Here is a 21966-nt window from a genome sequence, read left to right as displayed (position 1 = left end):
GTCTCCCGTCCACGCTAGGAAGCGACGGTCAGCTCCGGAAACGCGTGTTCCTCATGGCTGTCATCCACGGCGTCGATCTCCTGGTTCAGCGAGTTGCCGACCTTCCGCACGGTCTCCCGCAGCCATCGGTGGGCGGGGTCGGCGTGCCGGTTGTGGTGCCAGTACATGGCCTCCACCAGCGGCACGTCCGGGAACGGCGTCGGTACGACGGCACAGCGCGCGAACCCCTCGTAGCGACGGGCGAGCCGTTCGGGCACCATCGCCACCAGGTCGGTGCCGCTGACCAGGAACGGCAGGACGCTGAAGCCGGGTGTGCTGACCTGCACCCTCGGCGTGATGCCGAGGGTTTCGAGCTGCCGTTCGGCGGGCGTGTGGCTCTTGCCGATGGCGCAGGCCGCGTGCGGCATCTCCGCCAGGTCGCGCAGGCCGAGCCGCCCGTCCACCACCCGCGGGTTGTCCGGGTCGACGAGGCACACGAACCGGTCGTGCATCACCGCCTCGCTCACCCCCGGCAGCTGGTAGCCCAGCGGCACGATCATCAGGTCGTGGCAGCGCAGATGCGTCTCGTTCTCCAGCTGACCGTCCACGATGGGGTGGAAGTCGATCCGCACCCCGGGCGCCTCCTCGGCGATGACCCGCAGCAACGGCTCCACGAGCACCGTCATCACGTAGTCGGACATCACCACCGAGAACCGCTGCCGGCTGCGGCCCGGATCGAAGTGCCGGGTCAGCGACAGCGCCTCCTCCGCATTGTGCAGCGAGGCCTGCACCACCGGCAGCAGCCGTTCCGCGAGCGGGGTCAGCTCGTACTCCCGGCCGACCCGCACCAGCAGCTCGTCGTTGAAGTGCCGGCGCAGCCGAGCCAGCGAGCCGCTCATCGCGGACTGGCTGGTGGACAGCCGTACGCCCGCGTGGGTGACGTTCTTCTCCTCCAGGAGGGCTTCCAGCGCCACCAGAAGATTCAGGTCGATCGCTCCGAGACCCATGGGTGTTCCTTCCGGCCGCGTCGTTGAAGCTCGGTGAAACCGGAGCGTAACGACGGGTCTCCCGCCGAGGAAGAGCCCCGGGGACAACTCACAGCGATCCGATAGGAGCCATCGGGTCCCCGGATGTACGCAGGTCAGAAGGGGCGGCGGCGCTACGGCCGTGGCGTGCGGCCCCGCTTGCGCGCCCGGGGGAGATACACGTCCGTACGGCCCGGTACCACCTGGTTGGAGAGGGTCCCGAGCCGCTCCACCGCGAGCGTCACCCGGTCACCCGGTGTGAGCGGCGGGGGCGTGCGCGCGCCGAGCCGCCCCCAGAACTCCGCCAGCGCGCCCCAGCCGCAGGTGCCGGAGCCCAGGACGTCCCCGGGGCGCACCCAGGCGTCCCGGCTCGCGTAGGCGGTCATCTCCTCGAAGGTCCACGACATGTTGGCGAGGGTGTCCCGGCCGATCAGCTCACCGTTGAGGGTGACCGTCATCTCCAGGTCGAGGAAGCCGTCCGCGTCCCGCCGGTCCTCCACCTCGTCCGCGGTGACCAGGTACGGGCCTAGCGTGTTGGCGAAGTCCTTGCCTTTGGAGAAACCGAGGCCCAGGTTCTTCTCCGGCTTCTGGAGATCGCGTGCCGACCAGTCGTTGAAGACCAGGTACCCGACGATGTGCTCGCGCGCCCGCTCAGGGGTGAGGTCCCGGCCGGCGAGGCCGATCACCGCACCGACCTCCAGCTCGAAGTCCAGCACCGAGCAGCCCGCCGGCACCGGGACGTCGTCATGGGCGCCGTAGGCCGCGTGCGGGTTGGTGAAGTAGAAGTTGGGTGCCCGGTACCACTCCTCGGGCACGTGCTCCAGCCCGTCCAGGGACTTCGAGACCCCCTCGATGTGTGCCTCGAAGCCGACGAAGTCACGGATGGAGGGCGGCTTGAGCGGGGGCAGCAGCCTGACCTGATCCACCGTCAACTCGCTGGGCTCGCCCAGGGCTTCGGCGCCCGCGGAGTGGAGGGCCTCCTGCTCGACCAGGGCCAGGACCGGCTGGGGGAGCGGGTGGATCACTCCGTCCAGGACGACCCCGGCGCGCTCCACGCCCTCGTGCTCGTACGTCGCGACACGCATGGCTCACTGCTCCCAGTGGTTGGTGTTGGTCACGGTCCCGGCGCTCAGATAGCCCGCGAACAGGCCCTTCGGGTCGCGGGTGGCACGGATCTCCTGGAGCCGCCGCCACTGCTCGTCGCCCATGAACCGCAACTGCCGTACGGTGAAGTCGGAGTCGCCCAGGTACTGGCCCGCGGTGACCGGCCGCATCGCGGCCATCGCCCGGTCGAGCCAGGCGCGCAGCTCGCCGTCCCGAGAGGGATCGTCGTGGACGACGTAGGTGGCGCAGTAGATCTCGGACTGCAACGAGAAGGCCATGTCCGGGAGTCGGCGCAGCGGGGCCATGGAGAACCAGATCGTGAAGGTCTGCCGGGTGGGGTGCTCGGTGAACGCCTCACGGATCGCCGGGACGACCTCCTCGGCAGGTCCGGTCAGCCAGGCGTTGTCGACCAGATAGCGATGGCCTTCCGGGTTGGCGATGCGCTGACCGGCCAACTGCTCCGCGAACGTGGTGGGTTGGGCCTCGACACGGAACAGGGCCCGGTCCGCGTACGGATTGGCGTGCAGCGGCGCCAGGGCCTCGGCCGCCTCCTCCGGGGTGTCCGTCATCGACACGCCCGTGACCAGCAGCACCGGTTCGTCGCGATCGGGCGGGGTCTGTGTGAGCGCGACGATCTCCACCAGGTCGGACACCGTGTGGTGCATGCCGTGCAGCCAGGTCATGACCTCGTCGAACAGGTCCAGCGGATAGGCGTGCACAGTGTGCCCGAGATGCCTCGGGAGCGGCCGGGTGCGCAGATGGAAGCGGGTCACCACACCGAAGAAGCCCGGGCCAGCGCCCCGCGCCGCCCAGAACAGGTCGCTGTTGCGCGTCTCGTCCGCGCGCACCGACTCGCCCTCGGCGGTGACGAGATCGAGCGCCACGATGTTCTCCGCCGCCCACCCCCAGCCGCGCGCGTTCCAGCCCTGCCCGCCCTGGAGCAGGAAGCCGCCGATCCCGACCGAGGGACAGTGCCCGCCGTTGAAGAACCGGCCGAACTCGGCGAGATACGGATTGAGTTCGTCGCCGCCCCGCACGCTGGGCGTCGCCGTCACGATCCCGGTCTGCGGGTCGTACGCCATCTCGCGGAAGTCCCCGAGGTCGATCAGCAGCGCGTCCTCGCGCACCGACCAGGCGGCCCAGCTGTGCCCGCCGGAGCGGACGGCGACCTGCCAGCCGCGCTCCAGGGCGAGCCGTACGCCCTCGACGACGTCCTGTTCGGTGCGGGCCAGAAGGACGGCGGCCGGGAGCCGGTCCGTGGGGCGCCGGGCGTTGAAGACCCGGCCGAGGCACGCCTCCTCGAAGCCCTCGTCGCCGGGGAGAAGCAGAGTGCTCACATGGTCCCCCACTACTTCACCGCGATCGGGTTGACGGGCGCGCCGACCGCTCCGGTCACCGGCAGCGGCGCGGCCACCAGCAGGAACTCGTAGACACCGTCCGCCGCGCAGTCCTCGGCGAGCGCCTCCAGGTCCCACATCTCACCCAGCGGCAGGCCCATGTTGGGGATCGCGATCTGGTGCAGCGGGGACATCGCCGGATCGGCGAACTCGTAGGGGCGCACCTCCAGCCCCCAGGTGTCGGAGGCGATCGCCGCGATCTCCGTGCGGTGCAGCCAGCCGAGCGTGGTGAACGACAGGCCGGGCGCGTCCCCGGCCGCGTAGCCGCCCCACTCGCCCAACCGCCGTACCCGGCCCAGCTGTCCGGTGCGCAGCAGGACGAGGTCGCCGCGGCGGACGGTCGAGGTGGCGCCCTGTGCCTCGACGGTGGCCCGCAGATGTTCCTCCAGGACGGGGAAGCCGTCCGGGAGTTCACCGTGTTCGTCGCCGACCGCCCGGCCGACGTCGAGGAGGACACCTCGGCCCGTGAACGCGTCCCGCATGTGCTCGATGCCGGTCACGGAGTCGCCGTCGCCGTTGACGATCGTGCACGGACGGCCGTTCCAGGCCCGCTTGTTGTCGTAGATGTGGCCCAGCCCGTCCCACTGCGTCGAGGCCTGCAACGGCATCACGACATGGTCGTCCGCGCCGCCGAAGCCGTGCGGGAAGCCCTGGGTGCCGGCGGCCGCGTCCGAACCGGTGTCCTTCATGTAGTGCACCGGGTTGATCCGGCCGCGGAATCCGCGCTGCGGGCCCGACTCGTTGAACTCCTGGGAGAGGGAGAAGGACCGCCCCCGCCGGACCAGTCCGGCCGCGTGCGCGCGGATCGCGTCGTCGATGAAGTTGAGGGTGCCCAGCACGTCGTCCTCGCCCCAGCGACCCCAATTGCGGTACGCGGAGCGGGCCTTGGCGAGCTCTTCCTCGATCGGACCCAGGGTCATGAGGTACGTCCTTTCAGGAGCAGGTCGAGGGCGTTGCCCCCGGCGACGGCGGCACGGTCGGCCGGGGCCAGCCCGGCGGCGTCCAGCCGGGCCACCGGGTCGTCGACACCCATGTCGAAGGGGTGGTCGGTGCCCAGTACGACCCGGTCCGCGCCCACCTCCTCGACCAGATGGCGCAGGGCCCGCGGTGTGTACACCAGCGAGTCGAACCACATCCGCCGCAGATAGGCGCTGGGCGGCTCGGCACAGCCCCGCGCGTCCTCCCGCACCCGCCAGGCGTGGTCGGAGCGTCCGACGTACGTCGGCAGGTAGCCACCGCCGTGCGCGACGACCAGCTTCAGGCGCGGGAAGCGGTCGAGGACCCCGGTGAAGATGAGGTGGGACAGGGCGACGGTCGTCTCGACCGGCTGGCCCACGGTGTTGCCCAGGTAGCGGGCGGCGAGCCGTCCGCCGAGCGAGCAGCCCCAGGGGTGGACGAAGACGACCGCGCCCAACTCCTCGGCCCTGCCCCAGACTTCGTCGTGCGCGGGGTCGGCCAGCTCGCGCCCGTCGACGGTCGTCGAGACGCTGATCCCGTACAGGCCGAGTTCGGTGACCGCCCGGTCCAGCAGGGCGACCGCGAGGTCCGGGTGCTGGAGCGGGACGGTGCCCAGCCCGTACAGCCGCTCGGGAGCGCGGGCGCAGTGCGCGGCCACCGCCTGGTTGACCGTGCGGGTGAGGCGTACGGCGAGGTCCGCGTCCGCCCAGTAGTGGTGCATCGGCATCGGGCCGACCACCTGGAGGTCGACCCCCATCGCGTCCAGGTCGGCCAGGCGCTCGGTGACACTCGTCAACTTGTCGGCGAGCCTGTGCAGTTGGGCCCTGTTGGCGGCCAGTGACTCCGGTGAGTGGGCGCGCTGCTCGGCCGCCAGTTCGGCGGCGAGACCCGGTGTGCCCGCGACCAGCGCGTCGGCGGCCGGTACGGCGAGATGGCCGTGGAAGTCGACGACCGGGGTGCTCACGCGGCCGCCGTCAGCGAGGCGAGCGTCTCCGACATGATCCGGGCGGGGTCGGCGCCGGGCGTGCCGGGGTGGATCTCCCACTCGGCGAGGCGCAGGGAGTTCTCCAGCACCATCCGGACGCGGGGCTGCCGACGGGACATGAAGTGGTCGAGGGACCGGTCCAACGGACCGTCGCCGCAGACCAGTTCGGCGAGGAGCACGGCGTCCTCCAGGCACATGGCCGCACCCTGCGCGATCAGCGGCGGGCAGGCGTGCGCCGCGTCGCCGATGACCACGGCCCGGCCCCGGTGCCACACCTCGTCGAGCTGGACGGACTCGATCCAGCGGTAGTCGACCGCCGTGTCGTCGGGCAGCGAGGCGACGATGTTCCCCCAGGTGCCCCCGTACCCGGCGCCCCGCTCACGCAGCAGCGGCAGCGAGCAGCGCGGGCCGATCAGGGAGGTGTCGAGGTTCTCGTCCAGGAGGTAGGCGTAGCACTGGTCGGGGGAGATCGGGCTGTAGCCGGCCTTGAAGCGCGGGCCGCCGTAGTACACCTCCGCGCAGTCCATCTCCGCGGGGCGGTCGGCCACCACCCGGAAGATCGACATGCCGACCGGGCGGGGCCGCGCCGTGATCCCGATGAGCGCGCGCATCGCCGAGTTGATGCCGTCGGCGCCGACCATCAGGTCGTAGCGGCCCGTGGAGCCGTCGGTGAAGACCACGTCGACATGGCCGGGGGACTGGGTGAGGCGCTCGACGCTCAGCCCGAGGCGGACCGTGACACCGTGTGCGCGCACCGCGTCGCAGAGCGCGTTCAGGAGGTCCGAGCGCAGTGCGCCCGCCGTGGACGGCAGGTCGGCGCCACCGGTGTGCGGGGTCTCCAGCTCGGCGATCAGACCGCCGTCGGCATGGCGCAGCCGCATGATGTCGAACGGCACCGCCCGGGCCAGCACCCGGTCCAGCACCCCCACCGAGCGCAGCGCCTTGAGCGCGTTGCCCTGGAGGGTGATGCCGTGGCCCACACCGAACCACTGGGGCGAGATCTCGACGAGTTCCACCTCGACACCGCGCTGGGCGAGCGCCAGGCACAACACGCTTCCGGTGATGCCGCCACCGACGACGAGCACCTTTTCAACGGGCATGGGCGATCCTTGCGAACGTAGAAAGACAGCGGGGTTCAGCCGGAGAAGCGTGCGCCGAGCTCGTGGTAGTGCTCGACGGCCGGCGGCTCGGCGAAGAACGGTCCGACCAGGGCCCGCCAGCGTGCGAACCGCTCGGACTCCCGGAAGCCGACCGTGTGCGCCTCGACCGACTCCCAGCCGACCAGCAGCAGGAACACCGAGGGCCGCTCCGCGCAGCGCAGCAGCTCGGCCCAGCGGAACCCGTCGGCCTCCGCGAGCACCTTGCGCGCCTTGCCGAAGACCTCCTCGAATGCCGCTTCCCGGCCCTCCTCGACCGTCAGCTGGGCATGCTCGACCACCACGGCGTTCTCCTCGTTCTCTCCGGGGGCGGGGGTGGCTCCGAGCCTGGGCGGCGGCCCGTGCGGGGTCAACGGATCGAGGCATCGGCAAGGGGGACGCCATGCATCCCGTACGGCGATGCAGGCGCAGTTCAGGGGCTGTGCGGCACGGTGATGGCAGGCATCGCGAACGGCCATTTCCGCCGCCCCGCCGGGATGCCTAGCGTCGAGGGCGAGCCCCGCATCCCCTTGAGGAGAGCCGCCCGTGCCCGATCCACTCCCTGCCCACGCCGGGCCCTTCGCGCTCGGCACCTTCGACGCCGGCTCAGGCGCCTTCCCAGGCCTGGTCACCGGCGCCCGTGTGCTCGACCTGTCCGACCGGGTGACGTCCGTGCGTGCCCTCGTCGAGGACTGGGACACCTGGCTGCCCCGGCTCCACGAGCTCGCCGAGTCCGTCCCGGCCGTCGAGGGCACCTGGCACGACCTGGCCGGCCTGCGCGTGCTGATCCCGGTCGAGCCGGGCCAGATCCTCCAGAGCGGCGCCAACTACCGCAAGCACGTGGTCGATCTGGTCGCAGCCGAGAAGGAGAGCGTGCACGGCGCCACCCCCGAGGAGGCCCGCGCCGACGCCGAGCGGATGATGGACGAGCGGATCCGCAGCGGTGTGCCGTACGTCTTCCTCGGCTCGCCGCGCGCGATGTGCGGCCCCTACGACGACATCGTGCTCCCGGAGCTCGGCGAACAGCACGACTGGGAGCTCGAACTCGCCCTCGTCATCGGGAAGCCGGGCAGGAACATCGCCGTCGAGGAGGCCCTCGACCACGTGGCGGCCTACACGATCTGCAACGACCTCACGACCCGTGACCGCCTCTACCGGCCGGACCTGAAGGCCATCGGCACCGACTGGTTCACCGCCAAGAACGCCGACACCTTCCTGCCGACCGGCCCCTTCCTCGTCCCGGCCGCCTTCGTCGGGGACCCGGACGACCTGCGGATCACCCTGCGCCACAACGGAGTCGTCCGCCAGGACGAGTCCACCAAGGACATGATCTTCGGCATCCCGCGGCTCATCGCGTACGTCTCCACGACCACCACCCTGCGCCCCGGCGACCTCCTGCTCACCGGCTCCCCGGCCGGCAACGGAGCGCACTGGGGTGTCTTCCTGAAGCCCGGCGACGTCGTCGAGGCCGGGATCACCGGCCTCGGTCACCAGCGCAACACCGTCAGGAGCCACTCATGAGCTTCCAGCCCATCACCCATCTGCGCCATGTCGACCTCGCCGTACCGGACTTCGAGCGCCAGCGCGCCTTCTTCGGCACCACCTGGGGCCTGACCGAGATCGCGAACGACAGCGGGCTGGCCTTCTTCGCCGCCGAGGGCAGCCCGGAGCAGTACATCGTGCGGATCAGGAAGGACGAGCGCAAGCGGATGGACCTGGTGGCCTTCGGTGCCGTCTCCCCGGCAGCCGTCGACGAGCTGGCCGTACGACTCGGTCGCGCCGGTATTCAACTCGTGCACGAACCAAGGCTGTTGGACACGCCCGGCGGCGGCTACGGGCTGCGCTTCTTCGACCCCGACGGCAGGGTCGTCGAGGTCTCCGCCGATGTCGCCACCCGCGCCCACCGCAGGATCGAGGAGCGCGAGGCCGTCCCCGTGCGACTCTCGCACTGCGTGATCAACTCCCAGGACCCGGAGAGCCTGCGGGACTTCTACGTCGAGCACCTGGGCTTCCGGCTCACCGACACCCTGTACTCGACACACATGGGCGACCTCATGTACTTCCTGCGGTGCAGCCCCCTGCACCACTCCTTCGCCATCGCGCGCGGGCCCCATGTCTCCCTGCACCACGCCTCGTTCGAGATGCGCGGGGTCGAGGAGTACATGCGCGGCACCGGGCGGGCGCTGCGGGCCGGGACCCGGCTCACCTGGGGGCCGGGACGGCATCTCGCGGGCGACAACACCTTCTCGTACTTCCACGACCCGCACGGCAACACCGTCGAGTACACCACCGAACTCGCCGTCCTCGAAGAGGACCTGTGGCACCCGGGCCGCCACGACGTGGACGAGCCGATCACCCAGGACCAGTGGGGCACCGCCGACCCGATGAGCGAGTCGGTCGCCAAGGAGCAGTTCAACGACCCCGACGTGCTCTTCGAAGCGCCGCCCGTCTGAGCAACCCTGAGTAGAAAGGCCGTAGTTGTGGCAGAGATCCTGAAGCACGCCGTACCCAGGTCCGAGGTCACCGCCTCCCTCGGCCAGGTGCGCGAGACCGTCGCCGGCGTCATCGCCGACATCCGCGAACGCGGCGACGCGGCCGTGCGCGCGTACTCCGAGAAGTTCGACGACTGGAGCCCCGAATCCTTCCGGCTCGGCGAGGAGGAGGTCGAGAGGATCGTCGCCTCGGTGCCCGAACAGGTCATCGCCGACATCCGCTTCGTCCAGGAGCAGGTCCGCGCCTTCGCCCGTCACCAGCTGGACTCCCTGGGGGAGTTTGAGGTGGAGACCCTGCCGGGCGTACGGCTCGGTCAGAAGCACCTCCCCGTGCAGGCGGCCGGCGCGTACATCCCCGGCGGCCGCTATCCGCTCACCGCCTCCGCCCACATGACCATCGTCACCGCCAAGGTCGCGGGCGTGCCGAGGGTCGTCGCCTGTACGCCGCCCATCCGCGGCGAGATCCCGGCCGCCACCGTCGCCGCCATGCACCTCGCGGGCGCCGACGAGATCTGGCTGCTCGGCGGGGTCCAGGCGGTCGCCGCGATGGCGGTCGGCACGGACGGCATGGAGCCGGTGAACCTGATCGCCGGACCGGGCAACGCGTATGTCGCCGAAGCCAAGCGGCAGTTGTTCGGGGAGATCGGCATCGACCTCTTCGCCGGACCGACCGAGATCCTCGTCCTCGCCGACGAGCACGCAGACCCGTTCGTCTGCGCGGTCGACCTGCTCTCCCAGGCCGAGCACGGCCCCGACTCCCCGGCCGTCCTCATCACCACCTCCCGCGAGGTCGCCGAGAGGACGATCGCCGAGGTCGAACGCATCCTGCCCGGCATGCCGACCCGCGACTACGCCGAGCCCGCGTGGCGCGACCACGGTCAGGTGCACGTCGTCGACACCCTCGACGAGCTGTACGCGCTGGCCGACGAGTTCGCCTTCGAACACGTGGAGGTGCTGACCGCCGAACCGCGACTCGCCCTCGACAGGATGACCCAGTACGGAGCCCTCTTCCTCGGCGAGGGCACCTGTGTGTCCTTCGGCGACAAGGTCATCGGCACCAACCATGTGCTGCCCACACGTGGTGCCGCCCGCTACACCGGCGGCCTCTGGGTGGGGAAGTACCTCAGGACGGTCACCTACCAGGAGGTCACCGACACCGACTCGCAGGCCCTGCTCGGCCGGCTCTGCGGACGCGCGTCCCGCGTCGAACTGTTCGAGGGACACGCGCGCTCCGGTGACGTACGGGCAGCGAAGGCCGCCGGCGACGAGCTGCCGTGGAACACCGCGTGAGCCTGTCCGGCCGTACCGCACTGGTCACCGGCGGGGGAGGGCCGCTGGGCCGCGCGTTCGCCCTGGCCCTCGCCGCCGAGGGCGCCCGGGTGATCCTCACCGGGCGCGGGGAACAGGCCCTGAAGGAGTCGGCGGAACAGGTGGGCTGCGACGCCCGGACGGCCGTGTGCGATGTCTCCGACCCCGACTCCGTACGGCGGCTCGCTCTCGAACTCGCCGACGAGGACGTGTCGTTGCTCGTCAACAACGCGGGTGTCGCCGGTCCGGTGCGCCCTCTCGTCGACATCGAACCCGACGAGTGGGACGACGTGTTCGCGGTCAACGTCCGAGGCGTCTACCTGATGTCCCGTGCCTTCCTCCCGCGGATGATCGCCGCCGGCCGGGGAGACGTCGTCAACGTGGCCTCGGTGAGCGGCAAGCGCCCGCTGCTGCACCGCACCCCCTACACCGCCTCCAAGATGGCGCTGCTCGGTCTCACCCGGACGCTCGCCGGCGAGGTCGGCCCGCGGGGAGTCGCGGTCAACTCCCTTTCCCCGGGCCCGGTCAGGGGCCCCCGCATGGACCGCAACTTCCGGCTCACCGCCGAACTGACCGGCTGCACGGTCGAGGAGGCCGAACGCGACTTCGCGTCCCGCGCCGCGCTCGGCCGGCTCGTCGAGGAGGACGAGGTGGCGCGGGCCCTGGTGGCGATGCTCGCGATGCCGGGCCTGTGCGGGGCGGACATCGATCTGTCGGCGGGGATGGTCGCACCGGCGTAGACAGCGGTGGAGGAACGGCGAGGTGGACGGCGTGACAGCCGCCCGCCTCGCCGTCGTGCGTGCGCCCGCCCACCCCCTGTGACCACTCTGTGTGACCGCCATGGAACAGGCCGCCCGATCTCTGGCATCGGGTTCCGGCATGCGTGTGTGAACCGCCTGTTCCCTGCTCTCCAGGGCTGCTTCACTCCGTCGTGCGCACCTCAGGTGCTTGCTCCGAGCCGTCGCCGCCGTGCACGAGACGGCCGGTTCGTCACGCTGCGCAACGGCGCACTCGATCCCTGGGAAGGCTTGCAAATGACGCTGATCACCCGACGTTCCGTCCTGATCGCCGGTACCGCCACCGCCGGAGCCCTGCTGGTCCCGGCCGGTACCGCCACCGCCGGGACCAGGACCTCCGGCAAGCGGATCGCGGTCGCGGCCGGGGAGACGTACGAACTCTCCACGACCACCCGCGTGAGCGAGCTGTCCATCGCCGAGGGCGGCACGATCGTGGCCCCCGACGGCCACAGCCTCACCCTGACCGTCGACGGAGTGGAGACCGGCCAGCTCCTGACGGCAACAGGCGGCACCGCCACCCTCGTCCAGGCCGGCACCTACCGGGGCGACGTCGTCCTCACGGTCGCCGAGGCCAACGCCGTGACCTACGAGACGCTCACCTTCCCCTTCCGGCAGGCGGTCTACGTCGACGCCGACGGGGTCGTGCGCGAGAAGTCCGTCCTCGCGGCCGCGCTCGGCGGCAAGCTCACCGACACCCTCGCCCGCAAGGTGTCGATCACCTCGACCGGCGAGTGCTTCGACGGCTTCTTCGTGCAGGACGGCACCTACACCCTGGACAGCCCCACCATCTTCCTGACGGGCAACGGCCGTTGCGACTTCGCCGGCTACGGTGCCGCGGTGGTCGGCGACGGCTCGTCCACCAAGCTCGTCGTGGACGGCGCCCGCATCAGCACCAAGGGCGTGGTCCGCACCGGGATCATCTCCAACGACGGTGCCAACGTGGTCGTGAAGAACTCCACCGTCCACTGCCGCAACGGCGTCCTGCCCGCCGACTACCAGGCCACCGTCGAGACCCCGTACATGGAGTCGGTGCCCTGGATGCTCGGCCTCGACGGCAACGTCCGCGCCACCAACCTGATCGGCAGGAACAGCGCGGCCACCTACCTCAACTCGACCGTGTTCTCCGAGACGTGGGGCGCCCTGTCGGTGGAGGGCGGCAGCGGGCTCAAGCTGACCGCGGTCAACAGCCATGTCGGCAACACGGGGGAGTACGGCTACGGCACCTACGCCATCGGCGACGCCACCGTCCGCGTCCTCGGCTCCCGCTTCGACGTCGGCAGCTACGCCACCATCATCGCGGGCCCGGCCGCCGTCGTGCACTACGGCGACAGCACCCGGGACGCCGTCGCCGCGCTGAACACCGAACTGTCACTGGGGCTGAGCGCCGCCGAACTCAAGGCCCTCCCGGTCCGCAACACCGTCGTGAACTCCGGCCACTTCGGGTACATGTTCTTCGGCGCGGGCCAACTGACCCTGGACGGCGGCACGGTCGTCAACTCCGAACGGGCCACCTTCCTCAACAAGGGCCAGCAGACCGCCATTTCGGTCGACGGCTCGAAGGGCGCCCGCCTCGACCCTCGGGACGGCGTCATCCTCCAGATGATCGAGCTGGACGACCCGGGCCCGGTCAACGTCGACGGCAGGATGATGAACGTCGGCGTCTACACCGAGCCGACCGACGACCCCACGAAGGACTCCACCTTCGACGTCACCGCCGCCCACACCGCCGACGGAGCCGCCACCTTCACGGCCATCGCCCTCAAGGGCGACTTCTACAACGGCATGCGTACGGGCAAGAACATGGTCCTCACCTTCGAGGACTCCACCGTGACGGGCGTGATCTCGGCGACCAGGACCAAGCACCGGGTGCCCTCCATCGACGCGTCCACCTTCTACGAACTCGGCATCGTCACCAACACCGCGCAGGCCGCCGTCAACAACGGCGTGGTCGTACGGCTGAACAGCGGCTCCACCTGGACCGTCACCGGCACCTCGTATCTGACCTCCCTCACCCTCGCCGCCGACGCGGCCGTGCGGGCACCGCGCGGGAAGAAGGTGACCCTGACGGTCGACGGGACCGCGACGGCCCTCACCGCCGGCACCGCCTACACGGGCGCGCTCGTCCTGACGGTGGCGTGAACTCAGCAGGCCTCCTGACGGTGGCGTGAACTCAGGAGGCGGAGGCGGCCCTCGCCTCCGCCTCCTTCGCGATCTGCTCGAACCGCGCCCCCATCGCCTCGGCCAGAGCCTGCGCGCCCGACAGCGGACGGACCATCACCGTCAGCCGGTCGATCAGGCCGTTCTCGTCGAGATGGATGAAGTCGCAGCCGTCCAGGGCCCGTTCGCCGACCCGGGTCGCGAACATCAGCGCGCTGTCACGGCCGTCCTCGCTGCTCAGCTCGGTCACATAGCGGAAGTCCTCGAAGACCTTCACCACGGTCCCCAGGATCGCCGCCGTGATGGCCTTGCCCTCGTACGGCTTGAAGACGACCGGACTCGTGAAGACCACGTCCTCGGCCAGCAACGCCTCCACCGCGCCGAGGTCGCCCGCCTCCACCGCTTCCCGGAACGCTCGCATCGGACCCCCATAGGCAATTTGTTGAGTAGGTGTGGAGTAGATTAATCACCCGCTGCTAGCCTGTCCACATGTCGCTCAAGTACGCCGTCCTGGCCGCCCTGCTGGAGGGCGAGGCCTCGGGCTACGAACTCTCCAAGGTCTTCGACGTCTCCCTGGCGAACTTCTGGCCCGCGACCCCGCAGCAGCTCTACCGCGAGCTGGAGCGCCTCGCGCAGGACGGGCTCATCGAGGCGCGGGTGGTGCAGCAGGAACGCAGGCCCAACAAGCGGCTGTTCACCCTCACCGAGTCGGGCCGCCGTGAGCTGGGCGCCTTCGCCGTCGAACCACCGCGCAGGCCGGCCGCGCTCCGCGACGAGTTCCTGATCAAGATCCAGGCCATGGACGGCACCGACCCCGAGGCGACCCGCGCGCTGGTCGAGGAGCGGATGTCCTGGGCGCGCGGCAAGCTCGCCCGCTACGAGCGGGTGCGCGACCGCCTCCTCGACGGCCGTACCGAGGAGGAGTACCTCGCGCGGGCCGAGAGGATCGGCCCCTACCTCACCCTGATGGGCGGCATCGCCTTCGAGGCGGACAACGTGCGCTGGTGTGAACGTGTCCTCGTGATCCTCAAGCGGCGCGCCCCCCTCGGCTGACTCGCCTAAGCTGTCGCGGATGTTCAGCCCAGAAGGCCCCAGCCTCCGCGAACTCGCCGTCCAGGCGCTGTCGTCCGTCGAGCGCGGCTACGACCTGCTCGCCCCCAAGTTCGACCACACCCCCTTCCGTACGCCGGACTCCGTACTGGACGCCGTCGCCGCCGCGCTTCGGCGTATGGGCCCCTTCGACGCCGGGCTCGACCTGTGCTGCGGCACCGGCGCCGGGGCCCGGGTGCTGACCCGGGTCTGCCGGGAGAGTGTCACCGGAGTCGACTTCAGCGCCGGGATGCTCGACGTGGCCCGGGAGCGGACCGGCGCCGGCGGGCCTCGGGCGTCCTGGGTGCGGGGTGACGCGCGCGCCCTGCCGTTCGCCCCCGGCTCCTTCGACCTGGTCGTCAGCTTCGGGGCCTTCGGGCACTTCCTGCCCTGTGAACTGCCGGGCCTCTTCGCCCAGGCCCGCGAAGTGCTGCGCCCCGGCGGCTGCTTCGCCTTCCCGATCGTGGCCCCGCCCCACCCCCGCTCCCGCGCCTACTGGATGCTCCTCGGCTTCGACACCGTGATGCGGGTGCGCAACGCCGTCTGGCGCCCGCCCTTCGTCATGTACTACCGGGACTTCCGGCTCGGGGACGTCCGACGGGAACTGGAATGGGCCGGCCTCCGGGTGGAGCTGCACGCCCTGCCCGAATTCGGTGTGCGCCGGGACGGCAGTCCGCGGGTCCGCATGGTCGTGGCGAGGCGGCCGGAGTAGTCGGTCCGGATTTCCAACTCATCCGTTTGATTTTCCAACTCACCAGGTTATGGTGGAACGTGTGACCACGACGACCGAGAACGAGATCCGGATCGACTCCCTGTGGCGGTCCTGGGAGGGGGCGCACGGCGGCCATGTCGCCGCCGTCGCCCTGGCCGCCGTGCGCGAGCGGTTCGCCGGCGGGGCTCAACCGGTCCGCACCCTGACCACGCACTTCCTCGCCCCGGCCGCCGCCGGTCCGCTCCATGTCTCCGGCACCGCCCCGGCCTCCGGGCGGCGCACGGCCGCGTGTGTCTTCTCCGGCCACCAGGACGGCCTCCCGGTCGTCGTCGGCTCGGCCCTGTTCGGACCCGCGCGCTCCGGGCAGCCGTACGACGGACAGCCCGCCCCGGACGTGCCGGGCCCCGACGACTGCCGGACCGTCCGGCTGCCCGGCCATCTCGCGCCCTTCGCCCGGCAGCTGGAGATCCGGCCCGCCACCGTCGACCTCCCGCTGGCCGGCGGGGAGCGGGCCGAACTCCTCGCCTGGGTGCGCTTCCTGGACGGGCGGCCGCTCGACGCGGGAGCGGTGACCACCCTCACCGATGTGCTGCCGCCCGCGCTCTACGCGGTCTGGGACACCCCGCGCCCCGTGCCCAGCGCGGAACTGACCGTCCACTTCACCGACGCCCTCGACGGGAGCGTCCCCGAGGACTGGACCCTGGTGCGGATCAGGACCGACCACGCGGGCGCCGGGTGGGCCGTGGACGACAGTGCCGTCTGGGCGTCGGACGGACGTCTGCTGGCCCTCGGCCGTCAGTCCCGCGTGGTGCGCGCCGAGCGCCCGCAGGGCTCGTAGGGCTCGCGGCAGGGGATCGCGGTCACAGCGCGCTGTACAACGCGTCCACCAGCGCCATCTTGCGCGGGTCGTCGGCGATCCGCGGGCCCATCCGGTTCATCACGTACCCCAGCGAGACCTCTGCCTCCGGGTCGACGAGACCGCACGAGCCGCCGAAGCCGTCATGTCCGAAGGCCCGCGGATTGGGCCCGTACGACCCGTTCGGCCCGCTGAGCCACAGGCCGAGCCCCAGTTCCGTGTCGTTTCCGAGTCCGATGCCCAGCACCAGGTCACGGCAGCTGCCCTGACCCTCGCGGACCCGCTCGGCCGCCTCCGGGGACAGGACGCGGTGGCCGCCGAAGGTGCCCCGGCCCGCGAAGACGCCGTAGAGCGCGGCGACGGCCCGGGCGGTGCCGTGGCCGTTCGCGGCCGGGATCTCGGCGGCCCGCCACCCGGGGGAGTTCGCCTCGGTGGCGCCCATCACGGGATTGGCCAGTGCCGCGATCGCGGCGGGCGCCAGCTGGGCGAAGAGCGCGGCCTGTTCGCTGGCCGAGGCGGCCGGCGGATGCACCAGCTCGGCGGCCCGGCCGGCCTCCTTCTCCGGCAGCCCGACGGTGAAGTCGATGCCGAGCGGCCCCGTCACCTCCCGCTCCAGGAACGCGCCCGGCAGCAGCCCCGAGACCCGCCGGACGACCTCCCCGACGAGGAAGCCGTAGGTGAAGGCGTGGTACCCGGACACCGTGCCGGGCTCCCACCAGGGGGCCGTCTCGGCGAGCCGCCGGGTCGTCAGCTCCCAGTCGTAGATCTGGTCGAGGGAGTGCGGCTCACGCAGCCCGGACAGGCCGGCCCGGTGCGACAGCAGGTGTCGTACGAGCACCTTCTCCTTGCCCGCGGCGGCGAACTCCGGCCAGTAGGCGGCCACCGGCGCGTCGAAGTCCAGGAGGCCCCGGTCCGCGAGGATGTGGGCGCACAGGGCGGTCGGGCCCTTCGTCGTCGACCAGACGTTGACCAGCGTGTCGCGCTCCCAGCGCCGGGTGCGGGCCGGGTCGGCCCAGCCGCCCCACAGGTCCACCACGGTCTCGCCGCCGAGCGTGACGCTCACCGCGGCGCCCAGTTCGTCCCGGTCCCGGAAGTTCTCCTCGAACGCGGTCCGCACCGCCGCGAAACGCTCGTCGCAGTGGCCGTGGACAGCTGACTCGTGCTCGGACATGCGCCCTCCGTCGTCGCCGGATGCCCGGACCGCGACGCTGCGACCCGGGCAACCCGAACATACCGACTGGTCGGACCGAAGGAAAGGTTCCGGCCGTTCCCGTCAGGCGTACGCGCGCAGCCAGCGCAGCTTCGCCGCCTGCTGGTAGGGGCCGCCGCCCTCGTGGTCGTTGAAGTCGTAGACCTCGATCGCCTTGTCGTCGTGCGCCCAGGCGTTGTAGGCCGCGAAGACGGTGGAGGGCGGGCAGGTCTGGTCCTCCAGGGCGGCCGAGAACAGCGCCGGGGTGCGGGCGCGGCTCGCGAAGTGGACGCCGTCGAAGTACGCGAGGGTGCCGAGGACGTCCTCGAAACGGCCGCGGTGCGTCTTGAGGTAGAGGCCGATCTCCCGGTACGGGTGGCGGTCCGTCACGGTCGTGGCGCGCGGGAAGTCGCACAGGAACGGCACGTCAGGAGCGACCGCCGCCAGATCCGGGACCAGCCCGCCGACCGCGATGGAGATGCCGCCGCCCTGGCTGCCGCCGACCGCGACCGTGCGCGCGGGGTCGGTCAGCGGGTGCGAACGGGCCGCCTCGATCGCCCGCACCGCGTCGGTGTACACCCGGCGGTAGTAGTAGTTCTCGGGGGCGTCGATGCCCCGGGTCATGAAACCGGGGTACGCGGGCGCGCCGGCCTGCGGATCCGCGGTGCCGCCCCCGCCGCCCCAGGCGCTGCCCTGGCCGCGGGTGTCCATCACGAAGTGCGCCCGGCCCGACGACGCCCACAGCAGATGTTCGTGCGGCAGTCCGCGCCCGCCGCCGTAGCCGATGAACTCCACGACCACCGGCACCGGCGCGGAGACCTCGGCGGGGATCGTGAACCAGCCCTTGACCGGGTGGCCGCCGAACCCGGCGAACGTCACGTCGTACACCTTCACCGTGGACAGCCCGGTGTCCACGAGGTCGAAGCGGGCGTCCAGGTCGAACTCGCGGGCCTCCTGGAGGGTCTTGGACCAGAACGCGTCGAAGTCCTCGGGCGCGGTGGACTCGCTGCGGTAGTCGCGCAGTTCGTCGAGGGGGAGGTCGAACAGGGCCATGCAGGACCGCCTTCACGAAGGGACAGTGCCGGATGATCACACCGTACGTGTGTGGTCGGACGAATCGCCAGGCCTTCGAGTGACCGGCTGGCTACGCTGACGGCATGTCGACAGCCGTGGATCTGCTGGTCAAGGACGCCGGACTGCTGGTGGTGGACGGAGAGCGTGAGATCGCCGGTGGCTGGATCGCCGTCACGAGTGGTCGGGTCACCGCCGTGGGCACCGCGGGCACCGAACCCGAGGCCACGACGACCGTCCCGGCGGCCGGACGCCTCGTCACCCCGGGCCTGGTCAACACCCACCACCACATCTACCAGAACCTCACCCGCTCCTACGCCCCCGCGGTGAACGGCTCCCTCTTCGCCTGGCTGACCACCCTCTACCCCCTGTGGGCCGCCCTCGACGAGGAGGCCGCCTACGTCTCGGCGTACGTCGGCATGGCCGAGCTGCTGATGGGCGGCTGCACCACGTCCTCGGACCACCTCTACGTCCATCCGCGGCCCCGTCTCGTCGACGCGGAGATCAAGGCCGCCCGGGACATCGGCTTCCGCTTCCACGCGACCCGGGGTTCGATGACCCGCTCCGTCGAGGACGGGGGACTGCCGCCCAGGATCGTCACCCAGACCGAGGAGGAGGTCCTCGCCGACAGCGTGCGCCTGGTCGAGGCGTACCACGACCCCGCGCCGGGGGCGCTGATCAGGGTCGCGCTCGCCCCCTGCTCGCCGTTCTCCGTGACGAAGGAGCTGATGACGGCGACCGCGGAACTCGCCGAGCGGTACGACGTGCGGCTCCACACCCACCTCGCCGAGGACCGTGACGAGGACACCTACTGCCTGGAGACCTACGGTTGCCGGCCCGTCGAGTACTTCGAGGAGACCGGGTGGATGAGCGACCGCACCTGGGTCGCGCACTGCATCTACCCGAACGACGCCGAACTGCGCCGCCTGGCCGCCGCGGGCGTCGGCGTGGCGCACTGTCCCAGCTCCAACATGCTCATCGGCGGCGGGAGCGCGCGGGTGCGGGAGATGCGCGACCTGGGCATGCCGGTCGGCATCGGCTGCGACGGCTCGGCGTCCACGGACCACGCCTCGCTCTGGATGGAGACCAGGGGCGCCCTGCTCCTCGGCCGCTACCGGGGCGGGCCCGGCGCGATGACCGCCCGCGACGCCCTCGACCTCGCCACCCGGGGCTCGGCCCGCTGCCTCGGCCGCGCCGACGAACTCGGCCACCTGCGCCCCGGCGCGTGCGCCGACCTGGTCGTCTGGGACCTCCACGAGGTCTCCCTCGCGGGCGCCCTCACCGACCCGGTGGAGGCATGGCTGCGCTGCGGTCCGGCTCGCGCCTGGACGACGGTGGTCGGCGGCCGGGTCCTCGTCGACGAGGGTGAGCCCGTGCTTGCGGGGCTGGAGGAGGCGTTGCGGACGCATGGCGTGATCGCGAGGCGGATGCAGCGGGGTAGGTAGGGCGGGCCTGTGAGCCGGAACGGGCACGCTGTCCCGGGAGAGGGGACGACTTCCGTCCCGCCCGCGGAAGCGCACCCCCCGTCAGGCCCGCCGTCGAGTCCACTGCGGCTCGGTCAGGGCCCAGTCCCGTTCCCACTCGGCGAGGCGGCGGCGGTGGGTGGCGCCGCGGAGGATCGAGCGGCCGAGCAGGATCAGGGCGACCGCGCCGCCCGCACCGCACGCGCCCATCGTCACCGTGTGCTGCCAGACCGCGGTCTCGTCGGGCGGCGCGGGCACGCTCCGGCCCCGGGAGTCGAACCACACGTCGACCGTGTCGCCCTGGTGGGTGCCCGCCGGAACACGTGCCGTGGCCGTCTTCGCGGCACCACCGGCCTGCGTCCAGCGCACGGTCACCCGGGAGGTGTGCTCACGCCCGCCCTGGACCGTGGGCAACGAGTCGGGGACCCGGCCGACGACCTCGGCGCGGACCCGGTGCCGCTCGGCCCGCTGCACGGCCGCGACCGAACGCGCGTCGTCGTGCGCCCACCAGCCCACGGCCGCGCCGGCCAAGGGGGCACCCAGGAAGAGCAGGAGCGCGACGGCCAGTACCGTCCACGCCTCCACTACGTCCGACCGGCGCCTGAGCGGATTGCGCCGCCAGCGCCAGCCGCGCACCCGGGTTCGCATGTCGACCTCCGCACCACGCACGCCTGCGAGTGGTCACACAGATGTAGTACCCGCCTCCCATTGTCGTTCACTTGTGGGAGAGCACACATACGTGCGGTGCGGTCCCGCAAGTCAGCCGAAGCGCTCGATCCGGATCCGGTCCACCGGCTGCCCGGCCGCCACCAGCAGCCGTGAGGCATGCTCGGCGAACGCGTTGGAACCGCACACATAGGCCTCCCACCCACCCTCGGGCTGCTCGGCCAGGAGCGGTGCCACATGTGCGGCCGCCATACGTCCCACCCGCACACCCTCCGGTGCGTTCCGGGTGAACACCGGTGTGGTCTCGGCACCGAACTCCCGCGCGTAGATCAGCTCCTCGGGGCCGCGCGCCGACACCAGCAGCCGCAGCGGCACCGAGAGCCCGCGCGCCCGGTGGTGGCGCACCATCGACATCAGCGGTACGACCCCGGACCCGGCGCCGATCAGCAGCGCGGGCCGGTCACCGGGCCAGGCGAAGAAGCCGCTCAACGGACCGCGCACCTGCACCTCGTCACCCGGCTCGGCCACGCTGTGGAACCAGCCCGAGACCTCACCGCCCTCGACGTGGTCCAGGGTCAGCTCGATGTGCCCGGAGTCCTCGGGCGCCGACGCGATCGAGTAGTGCCGCTGGGCGGTGTAGCCGTCCTCGGCGGTCAGCCGCAGCATCAGATGCTGGCCGGGCAGATGCCCCTGCCAGTCGGGCACCGCGAAGCGGAACGTGGAGGCGTGCGGGGTTTCGCGGCGGATCTCGGTGAGCGTGGCCGTCTGCCACACCGCGGCGGCCCGGTTGCTGACCGCGATGCGGCCGGGGACGGCGAACCGCGTCTCGGGGGCGAAGGTCTCAGTCACCGGAGTACCGCTGCTCCTCCCACGGGTTGCCCCGCGCGTGATAGCCGTTCTGCTCCCAGAAACCCGGCTCGTCGTGATCGAGCAGGGTCAGCCCCGCGACCCACTTGGCGCTCTTCCAGAAGTACAGGTGCGGCACCAGCAGCCGCGCCGGGCCACCGTGCTCGGCGGGCAGCGGCTTGCCGTCGTACTCCCAGGCGATCCAGGCCCGACCGCCGGTCAGGTCCGCGAGCGGGAGATTAGTGGTGTACCCGGTGTGCGAGTAGGCGACGGCATGGGTGGCGGACCCATGTGGCCGCACCACATCCAGGAACGCGTCCAGGGAGACACCCGCGAACCGCACCCCGAACTTCGACCAGCTCGTCACACAGTGGATGTCCCCCTCGTAGGCCGACGGGGGCAGCGTGTGCGCCTCGTCCCAGTCCCAGGTGCGGGGTTCCTCGACCAGCCCGTCCACCCGGAACGTCCAGTCGGCCGGCGACAGGTCCGGGGTGACCTCGGCGGAGAGCACGGGCCAGTCGTCGCCCGCGTCGTACTGGCCGGGCGGGAGCCCGGCGTTGTGGACGCGGGGGCGTCCGGTGAAGCCTCGGGTGACGTTCATGCTTCAACCGTACGCTCTCGCCACGCGTGCTCCGTCCCAGGTCAGTGCCCCGATCATTGCGGCCGTATGAACACTCCACGGCCCCGGGAATAGCCGTCGCGCGCCGCTCCTTGGCGCTGGAGTGCCGGGTCGCTGC

General features: G+C 71.4%; 22 protein-coding genes. 9 read left to right on the top strand and 13 right to left on the bottom strand.

Features of this window, described 5'->3' with window-relative positions; genetic code table 11:
• Window positions 1–14 precede the first annotated feature (14 nt).
• The 7 genes from G3I78_RS05180 to G3I78_RS53110 all read right to left on the bottom strand — a co-directional run bounded on the left by G3I78_RS05180 (window position 15) and on the right by G3I78_RS53110 (window position 6888).
• Window positions 15–986 (bottom strand): LysR family transcriptional regulator, encoded by a 972-nt coding sequence (locus G3I78_RS05180; RefSeq protein WP_164421586.1) that lies wholly within the window; start codon window positions 984–986, stop codon window positions 15–17.
• Window positions 987–1138: 152 nt separating this feature from the next.
• Window positions 1139–2089, bottom strand: coding sequence for a fumarylacetoacetate hydrolase family protein (locus G3I78_RS05175; protein WP_164421585.1), 951 nt, complete (start codon window positions 2087–2089; stop codon window positions 1139–1141).
• 3 nt (window positions 2090–2092) lie between these two features.
• Window positions 2093–3445 (bottom strand): FAD-binding oxidoreductase, encoded by a 1353-nt coding sequence (locus G3I78_RS05170; RefSeq protein WP_343243652.1) that lies wholly within the window; start codon window positions 3443–3445, stop codon window positions 2093–2095.
• Between the two features lie 11 nt (window positions 3446–3456).
• Complete coding sequence (locus G3I78_RS05165; protein WP_164421583.1) at window positions 3457–4425, bottom strand: cyclase family protein; 969 nt, start codon at window positions 4423–4425, stop codon at window positions 3457–3459.
• A complete protein-coding gene (locus tag G3I78_RS05160; RefSeq protein WP_164421582.1) occupies window positions 4422–5426 on the bottom strand; it encodes an amidohydrolase family protein in 1005 nt (334 codons plus the stop codon). Before G3I78_RS05160 ends, G3I78_RS05165 begins: the two co-directional genes overlap by 4 nt.
• Window positions 5423–6547, bottom strand: coding sequence for an FAD-dependent monooxygenase (locus G3I78_RS05155; protein WP_164421581.1), 1125 nt, complete (start codon window positions 6545–6547; stop codon window positions 5423–5425). Before G3I78_RS05155 ends, G3I78_RS05160 begins: the two co-directional genes overlap by 4 nt.
• A gap of 35 nt (window positions 6548–6582) precedes the next feature.
• Window positions 6583–6888 (bottom strand): antibiotic biosynthesis monooxygenase, encoded by a 306-nt coding sequence (locus tag G3I78_RS53110; RefSeq protein ID WP_164421580.1) that lies wholly within the window; start codon window positions 6886–6888, stop codon window positions 6583–6585.
• 241 nt (window positions 6889–7129) lie between these two features.
• On the opposite strand from G3I78_RS53110, the gene G3I78_RS05145 reads away from it, so the two are divergent.
• The 5 genes from G3I78_RS05145 to G3I78_RS05125 all read left to right on the top strand — a co-directional run bounded on the left by G3I78_RS05145 (window position 7130) and on the right by G3I78_RS05125 (window position 13319).
• Window positions 7130–8104: a fumarylacetoacetate hydrolase family protein gene (locus G3I78_RS05145; protein WP_164421579.1), complete on the top strand. Its 975-nt coding sequence runs from the start codon at window positions 7130–7132 to the stop codon at window positions 8102–8104.
• Window positions 8101–9036, top strand: a complete 936-nt coding sequence (locus G3I78_RS05140; RefSeq protein ID WP_164421578.1) for a VOC family protein — start codon at window positions 8101–8103, stop codon at window positions 9034–9036. Before G3I78_RS05145 ends, G3I78_RS05140 begins: the two co-directional genes overlap by 4 nt.
• A 27-nt stretch (window positions 9037–9063) precedes the next feature.
• Window positions 9064–10365: a histidinol dehydrogenase gene (hisD, locus tag G3I78_RS05135; RefSeq protein ID WP_164421577.1), complete on the top strand. Its 1302-nt coding sequence runs from the start codon at window positions 9064–9066 to the stop codon at window positions 10363–10365.
• Complete coding sequence (locus tag G3I78_RS05130) at window positions 10350–11123, top strand: SDR family oxidoreductase (protein ID WP_343243651.1); 774 nt, start codon at window positions 10350–10352, stop codon at window positions 11121–11123. Before hisD ends, G3I78_RS05130 begins: the two co-directional genes overlap by 16 nt.
• 294 nt (window positions 11124–11417) lie before the next feature.
• Window positions 11418–13319 (top strand): hypothetical protein, encoded by a 1902-nt coding sequence (locus G3I78_RS05125; protein ID WP_164421576.1) that lies wholly within the window; start codon window positions 11418–11420, stop codon window positions 13317–13319.
• A gap of 31 nt (window positions 13320–13350) precedes the next feature.
• On the opposite strand, the gene G3I78_RS05120 is transcribed toward G3I78_RS05125, so the two are convergent.
• Window positions 13351–13758 carry a nuclear transport factor 2 family protein gene (locus G3I78_RS05120; protein ID WP_164421575.1) on the bottom strand — a complete coding sequence of 136 codons (408 nt, stop codon included), beginning with the start codon at window positions 13756–13758 and terminating at the stop codon, window positions 13351–13353.
• Between the two features lie 68 nt (window positions 13759–13826).
• On the opposite strand from G3I78_RS05120, the gene G3I78_RS05115 reads away from it, so the two are divergent.
• From G3I78_RS05115 to G3I78_RS05105, 3 genes are all read left to right on the top strand, one after another.
• Entirely contained in the window at window positions 13827–14390 is a 564-nt protein-coding gene (locus tag G3I78_RS05115) for a PadR family transcriptional regulator (RefSeq protein ID WP_164421574.1), read from the top strand.
• 19 nt (window positions 14391–14409) lie between these two features.
• Entirely contained in the window at window positions 14410–15138 is a 729-nt protein-coding gene (locus G3I78_RS05110) for a class I SAM-dependent methyltransferase (protein WP_164421573.1), read from the top strand.
• 61 nt (window positions 15139–15199) lie between these two features.
• Window positions 15200–15976, top strand: a complete 777-nt coding sequence (locus tag G3I78_RS05105; protein ID WP_164421572.1) for a thioesterase family protein — start codon at window positions 15200–15202, stop codon at window positions 15974–15976.
• Window positions 15977–15998: 22 nt separating this feature from the next.
• Here G3I78_RS05105 and G3I78_RS05100 read toward each other — a convergent pair whose 3' ends face one another.
• Both G3I78_RS05100 and G3I78_RS05095 read right to left on the bottom strand, forming a co-directional pair.
• The gene (locus G3I78_RS05100) at window positions 15999–17165 is read right to left on the bottom strand and encodes a serine hydrolase domain-containing protein (RefSeq protein ID WP_164421571.1); all 1167 of its coding nucleotides are present in this window, start codon (window positions 17163–17165) and stop codon (window positions 15999–16001) included.
• A gap of 102 nt (window positions 17166–17267) precedes the next feature.
• Window positions 17268–18236 (bottom strand): acetylxylan esterase, encoded by a 969-nt coding sequence (locus G3I78_RS05095; RefSeq protein WP_164421570.1) that lies wholly within the window; start codon window positions 18234–18236, stop codon window positions 17268–17270.
• Between the two features lie 104 nt (window positions 18237–18340).
• Here G3I78_RS05095 and G3I78_RS05090 point away from each other — a divergent pair, with 104 nt between their 5' ends.
• Window positions 18341–19699, top strand: a complete 1359-nt coding sequence (locus G3I78_RS05090; protein WP_164421569.1) for an 8-oxoguanine deaminase — start codon at window positions 18341–18343, stop codon at window positions 19697–19699.
• An 81-nt stretch (window positions 19700–19780) separates the two neighbouring features.
• Here the strand turns inward: G3I78_RS05090 and G3I78_RS05085 are convergent, their stop codons facing one another.
• The 3 genes from G3I78_RS05085 to G3I78_RS05075 form a co-directional block, all read right to left on the bottom strand.
• Window positions 19781–20365 carry a hypothetical protein gene (locus G3I78_RS05085; protein WP_164421568.1) on the bottom strand — a complete coding sequence of 195 codons (585 nt, stop codon included), beginning with the start codon at window positions 20363–20365 and terminating at the stop codon, window positions 19781–19783.
• Between the two features lie 111 nt (window positions 20366–20476).
• Window positions 20477–21232: a ferredoxin reductase gene (locus tag G3I78_RS05080; RefSeq protein ID WP_164421567.1), complete on the bottom strand. Its 756-nt coding sequence runs from the start codon at window positions 21230–21232 to the stop codon at window positions 20477–20479.
• Window positions 21225–21830 (bottom strand): sulfite oxidase-like oxidoreductase, encoded by a 606-nt coding sequence (locus tag G3I78_RS05075; protein ID WP_164421566.1) that lies wholly within the window; start codon window positions 21828–21830, stop codon window positions 21225–21227. The genes G3I78_RS05080 and G3I78_RS05075 overlap by 8 nt, the downstream gene beginning before the upstream one ends.
• Window positions 21831–21966 lie beyond the last annotated feature (136 nt).

The sequence above is a fragment of the Streptomyces sp. SID13726 genome (assembly GCF_010548375.1).
In the GTDB taxonomy this organism is placed as follows: Bacteria; Actinomycetota; Actinomycetes; order Streptomycetales; family Streptomycetaceae; genus Streptomyces.
Note: the sequence above shows the minus strand (reverse complement) of the source record. Positions and strands in the feature narration are given on the sequence as shown.

What these genes read in the sequence shown, in the direction of transcription:
- G3I78_RS05095 (WP_164421570.1), bottom strand. Translation starts at nt 18,236, where the DNA reads ATGGCCCTGTTCGACCTCCCCCTCGACGAACTGCGCGACTACCGCAGC.
- G3I78_RS05140 (WP_164421578.1), top strand. Translation starts at nt 8,101, where the DNA reads ATGAGCTTCCAGCCCATCACCCATCTGCGCCATGTCGACCTCGCCGTA.
- G3I78_RS05100 (WP_164421571.1), bottom strand. Translation starts at nt 17,165, where the DNA reads ATGTCCGAGCACGAGTCAGCTGTCCACGGCCACTGCGACGAGCGTTTC.
- G3I78_RS05120 (WP_164421575.1), bottom strand. Translation starts at nt 13,758, where the DNA reads ATGCGAGCGTTCCGGGAAGCGGTGGAGGCGGGCGACCTCGGCGCGGTG.
- G3I78_RS05115 (WP_164421574.1), top strand. Translation starts at nt 13,827, where the DNA reads ATGTCGCTCAAGTACGCCGTCCTGGCCGCCCTGCTGGAGGGCGAGGCC.
- G3I78_RS05085 (WP_164421568.1), bottom strand. Translation starts at nt 20,365, where the DNA reads ATGCGAACCCGGGTGCGCGGCTGGCGCTGGCGGCGCAATCCGCTCAGG.
- G3I78_RS05110 (WP_164421573.1), top strand. Translation starts at nt 14,410, where the DNA reads ATGTTCAGCCCAGAAGGCCCCAGCCTCCGCGAACTCGCCGTCCAGGCG.
- G3I78_RS05155 (WP_164421581.1), bottom strand. Translation starts at nt 6,547, where the DNA reads ATGCCCGTTGAAAAGGTGCTCGTCGTCGGTGGCGGCATCACCGGAAGC.
- G3I78_RS05175 (WP_164421585.1), bottom strand. Translation starts at nt 2,089, where the DNA reads ATGCGTGTCGCGACGTACGAGCACGAGGGCGTGGAGCGCGCCGGGGTC.
- G3I78_RS05125 (WP_164421576.1), top strand. Translation starts at nt 11,418, where the DNA reads ATGACGCTGATCACCCGACGTTCCGTCCTGATCGCCGGTACCGCCACC.
- G3I78_RS05090 (WP_164421569.1), top strand. Translation starts at nt 18,341, where the DNA reads ATGTCGACAGCCGTGGATCTGCTGGTCAAGGACGCCGGACTGCTGGTG.
- G3I78_RS05180 (WP_164421586.1), bottom strand. Translation starts at nt 986, where the DNA reads ATGGGTCTCGGAGCGATCGACCTGAATCTTCTGGTGGCGCTGGAAGCC.
- G3I78_RS05075 (WP_164421566.1), bottom strand. Translation starts at nt 21,830, where the DNA reads ATGAACGTCACCCGAGGCTTCACCGGACGCCCCCGCGTCCACAACGCC.
- G3I78_RS05165 (WP_164421583.1), bottom strand. Translation starts at nt 4,425, where the DNA reads ATGACCCTGGGTCCGATCGAGGAAGAGCTCGCCAAGGCCCGCTCCGCG.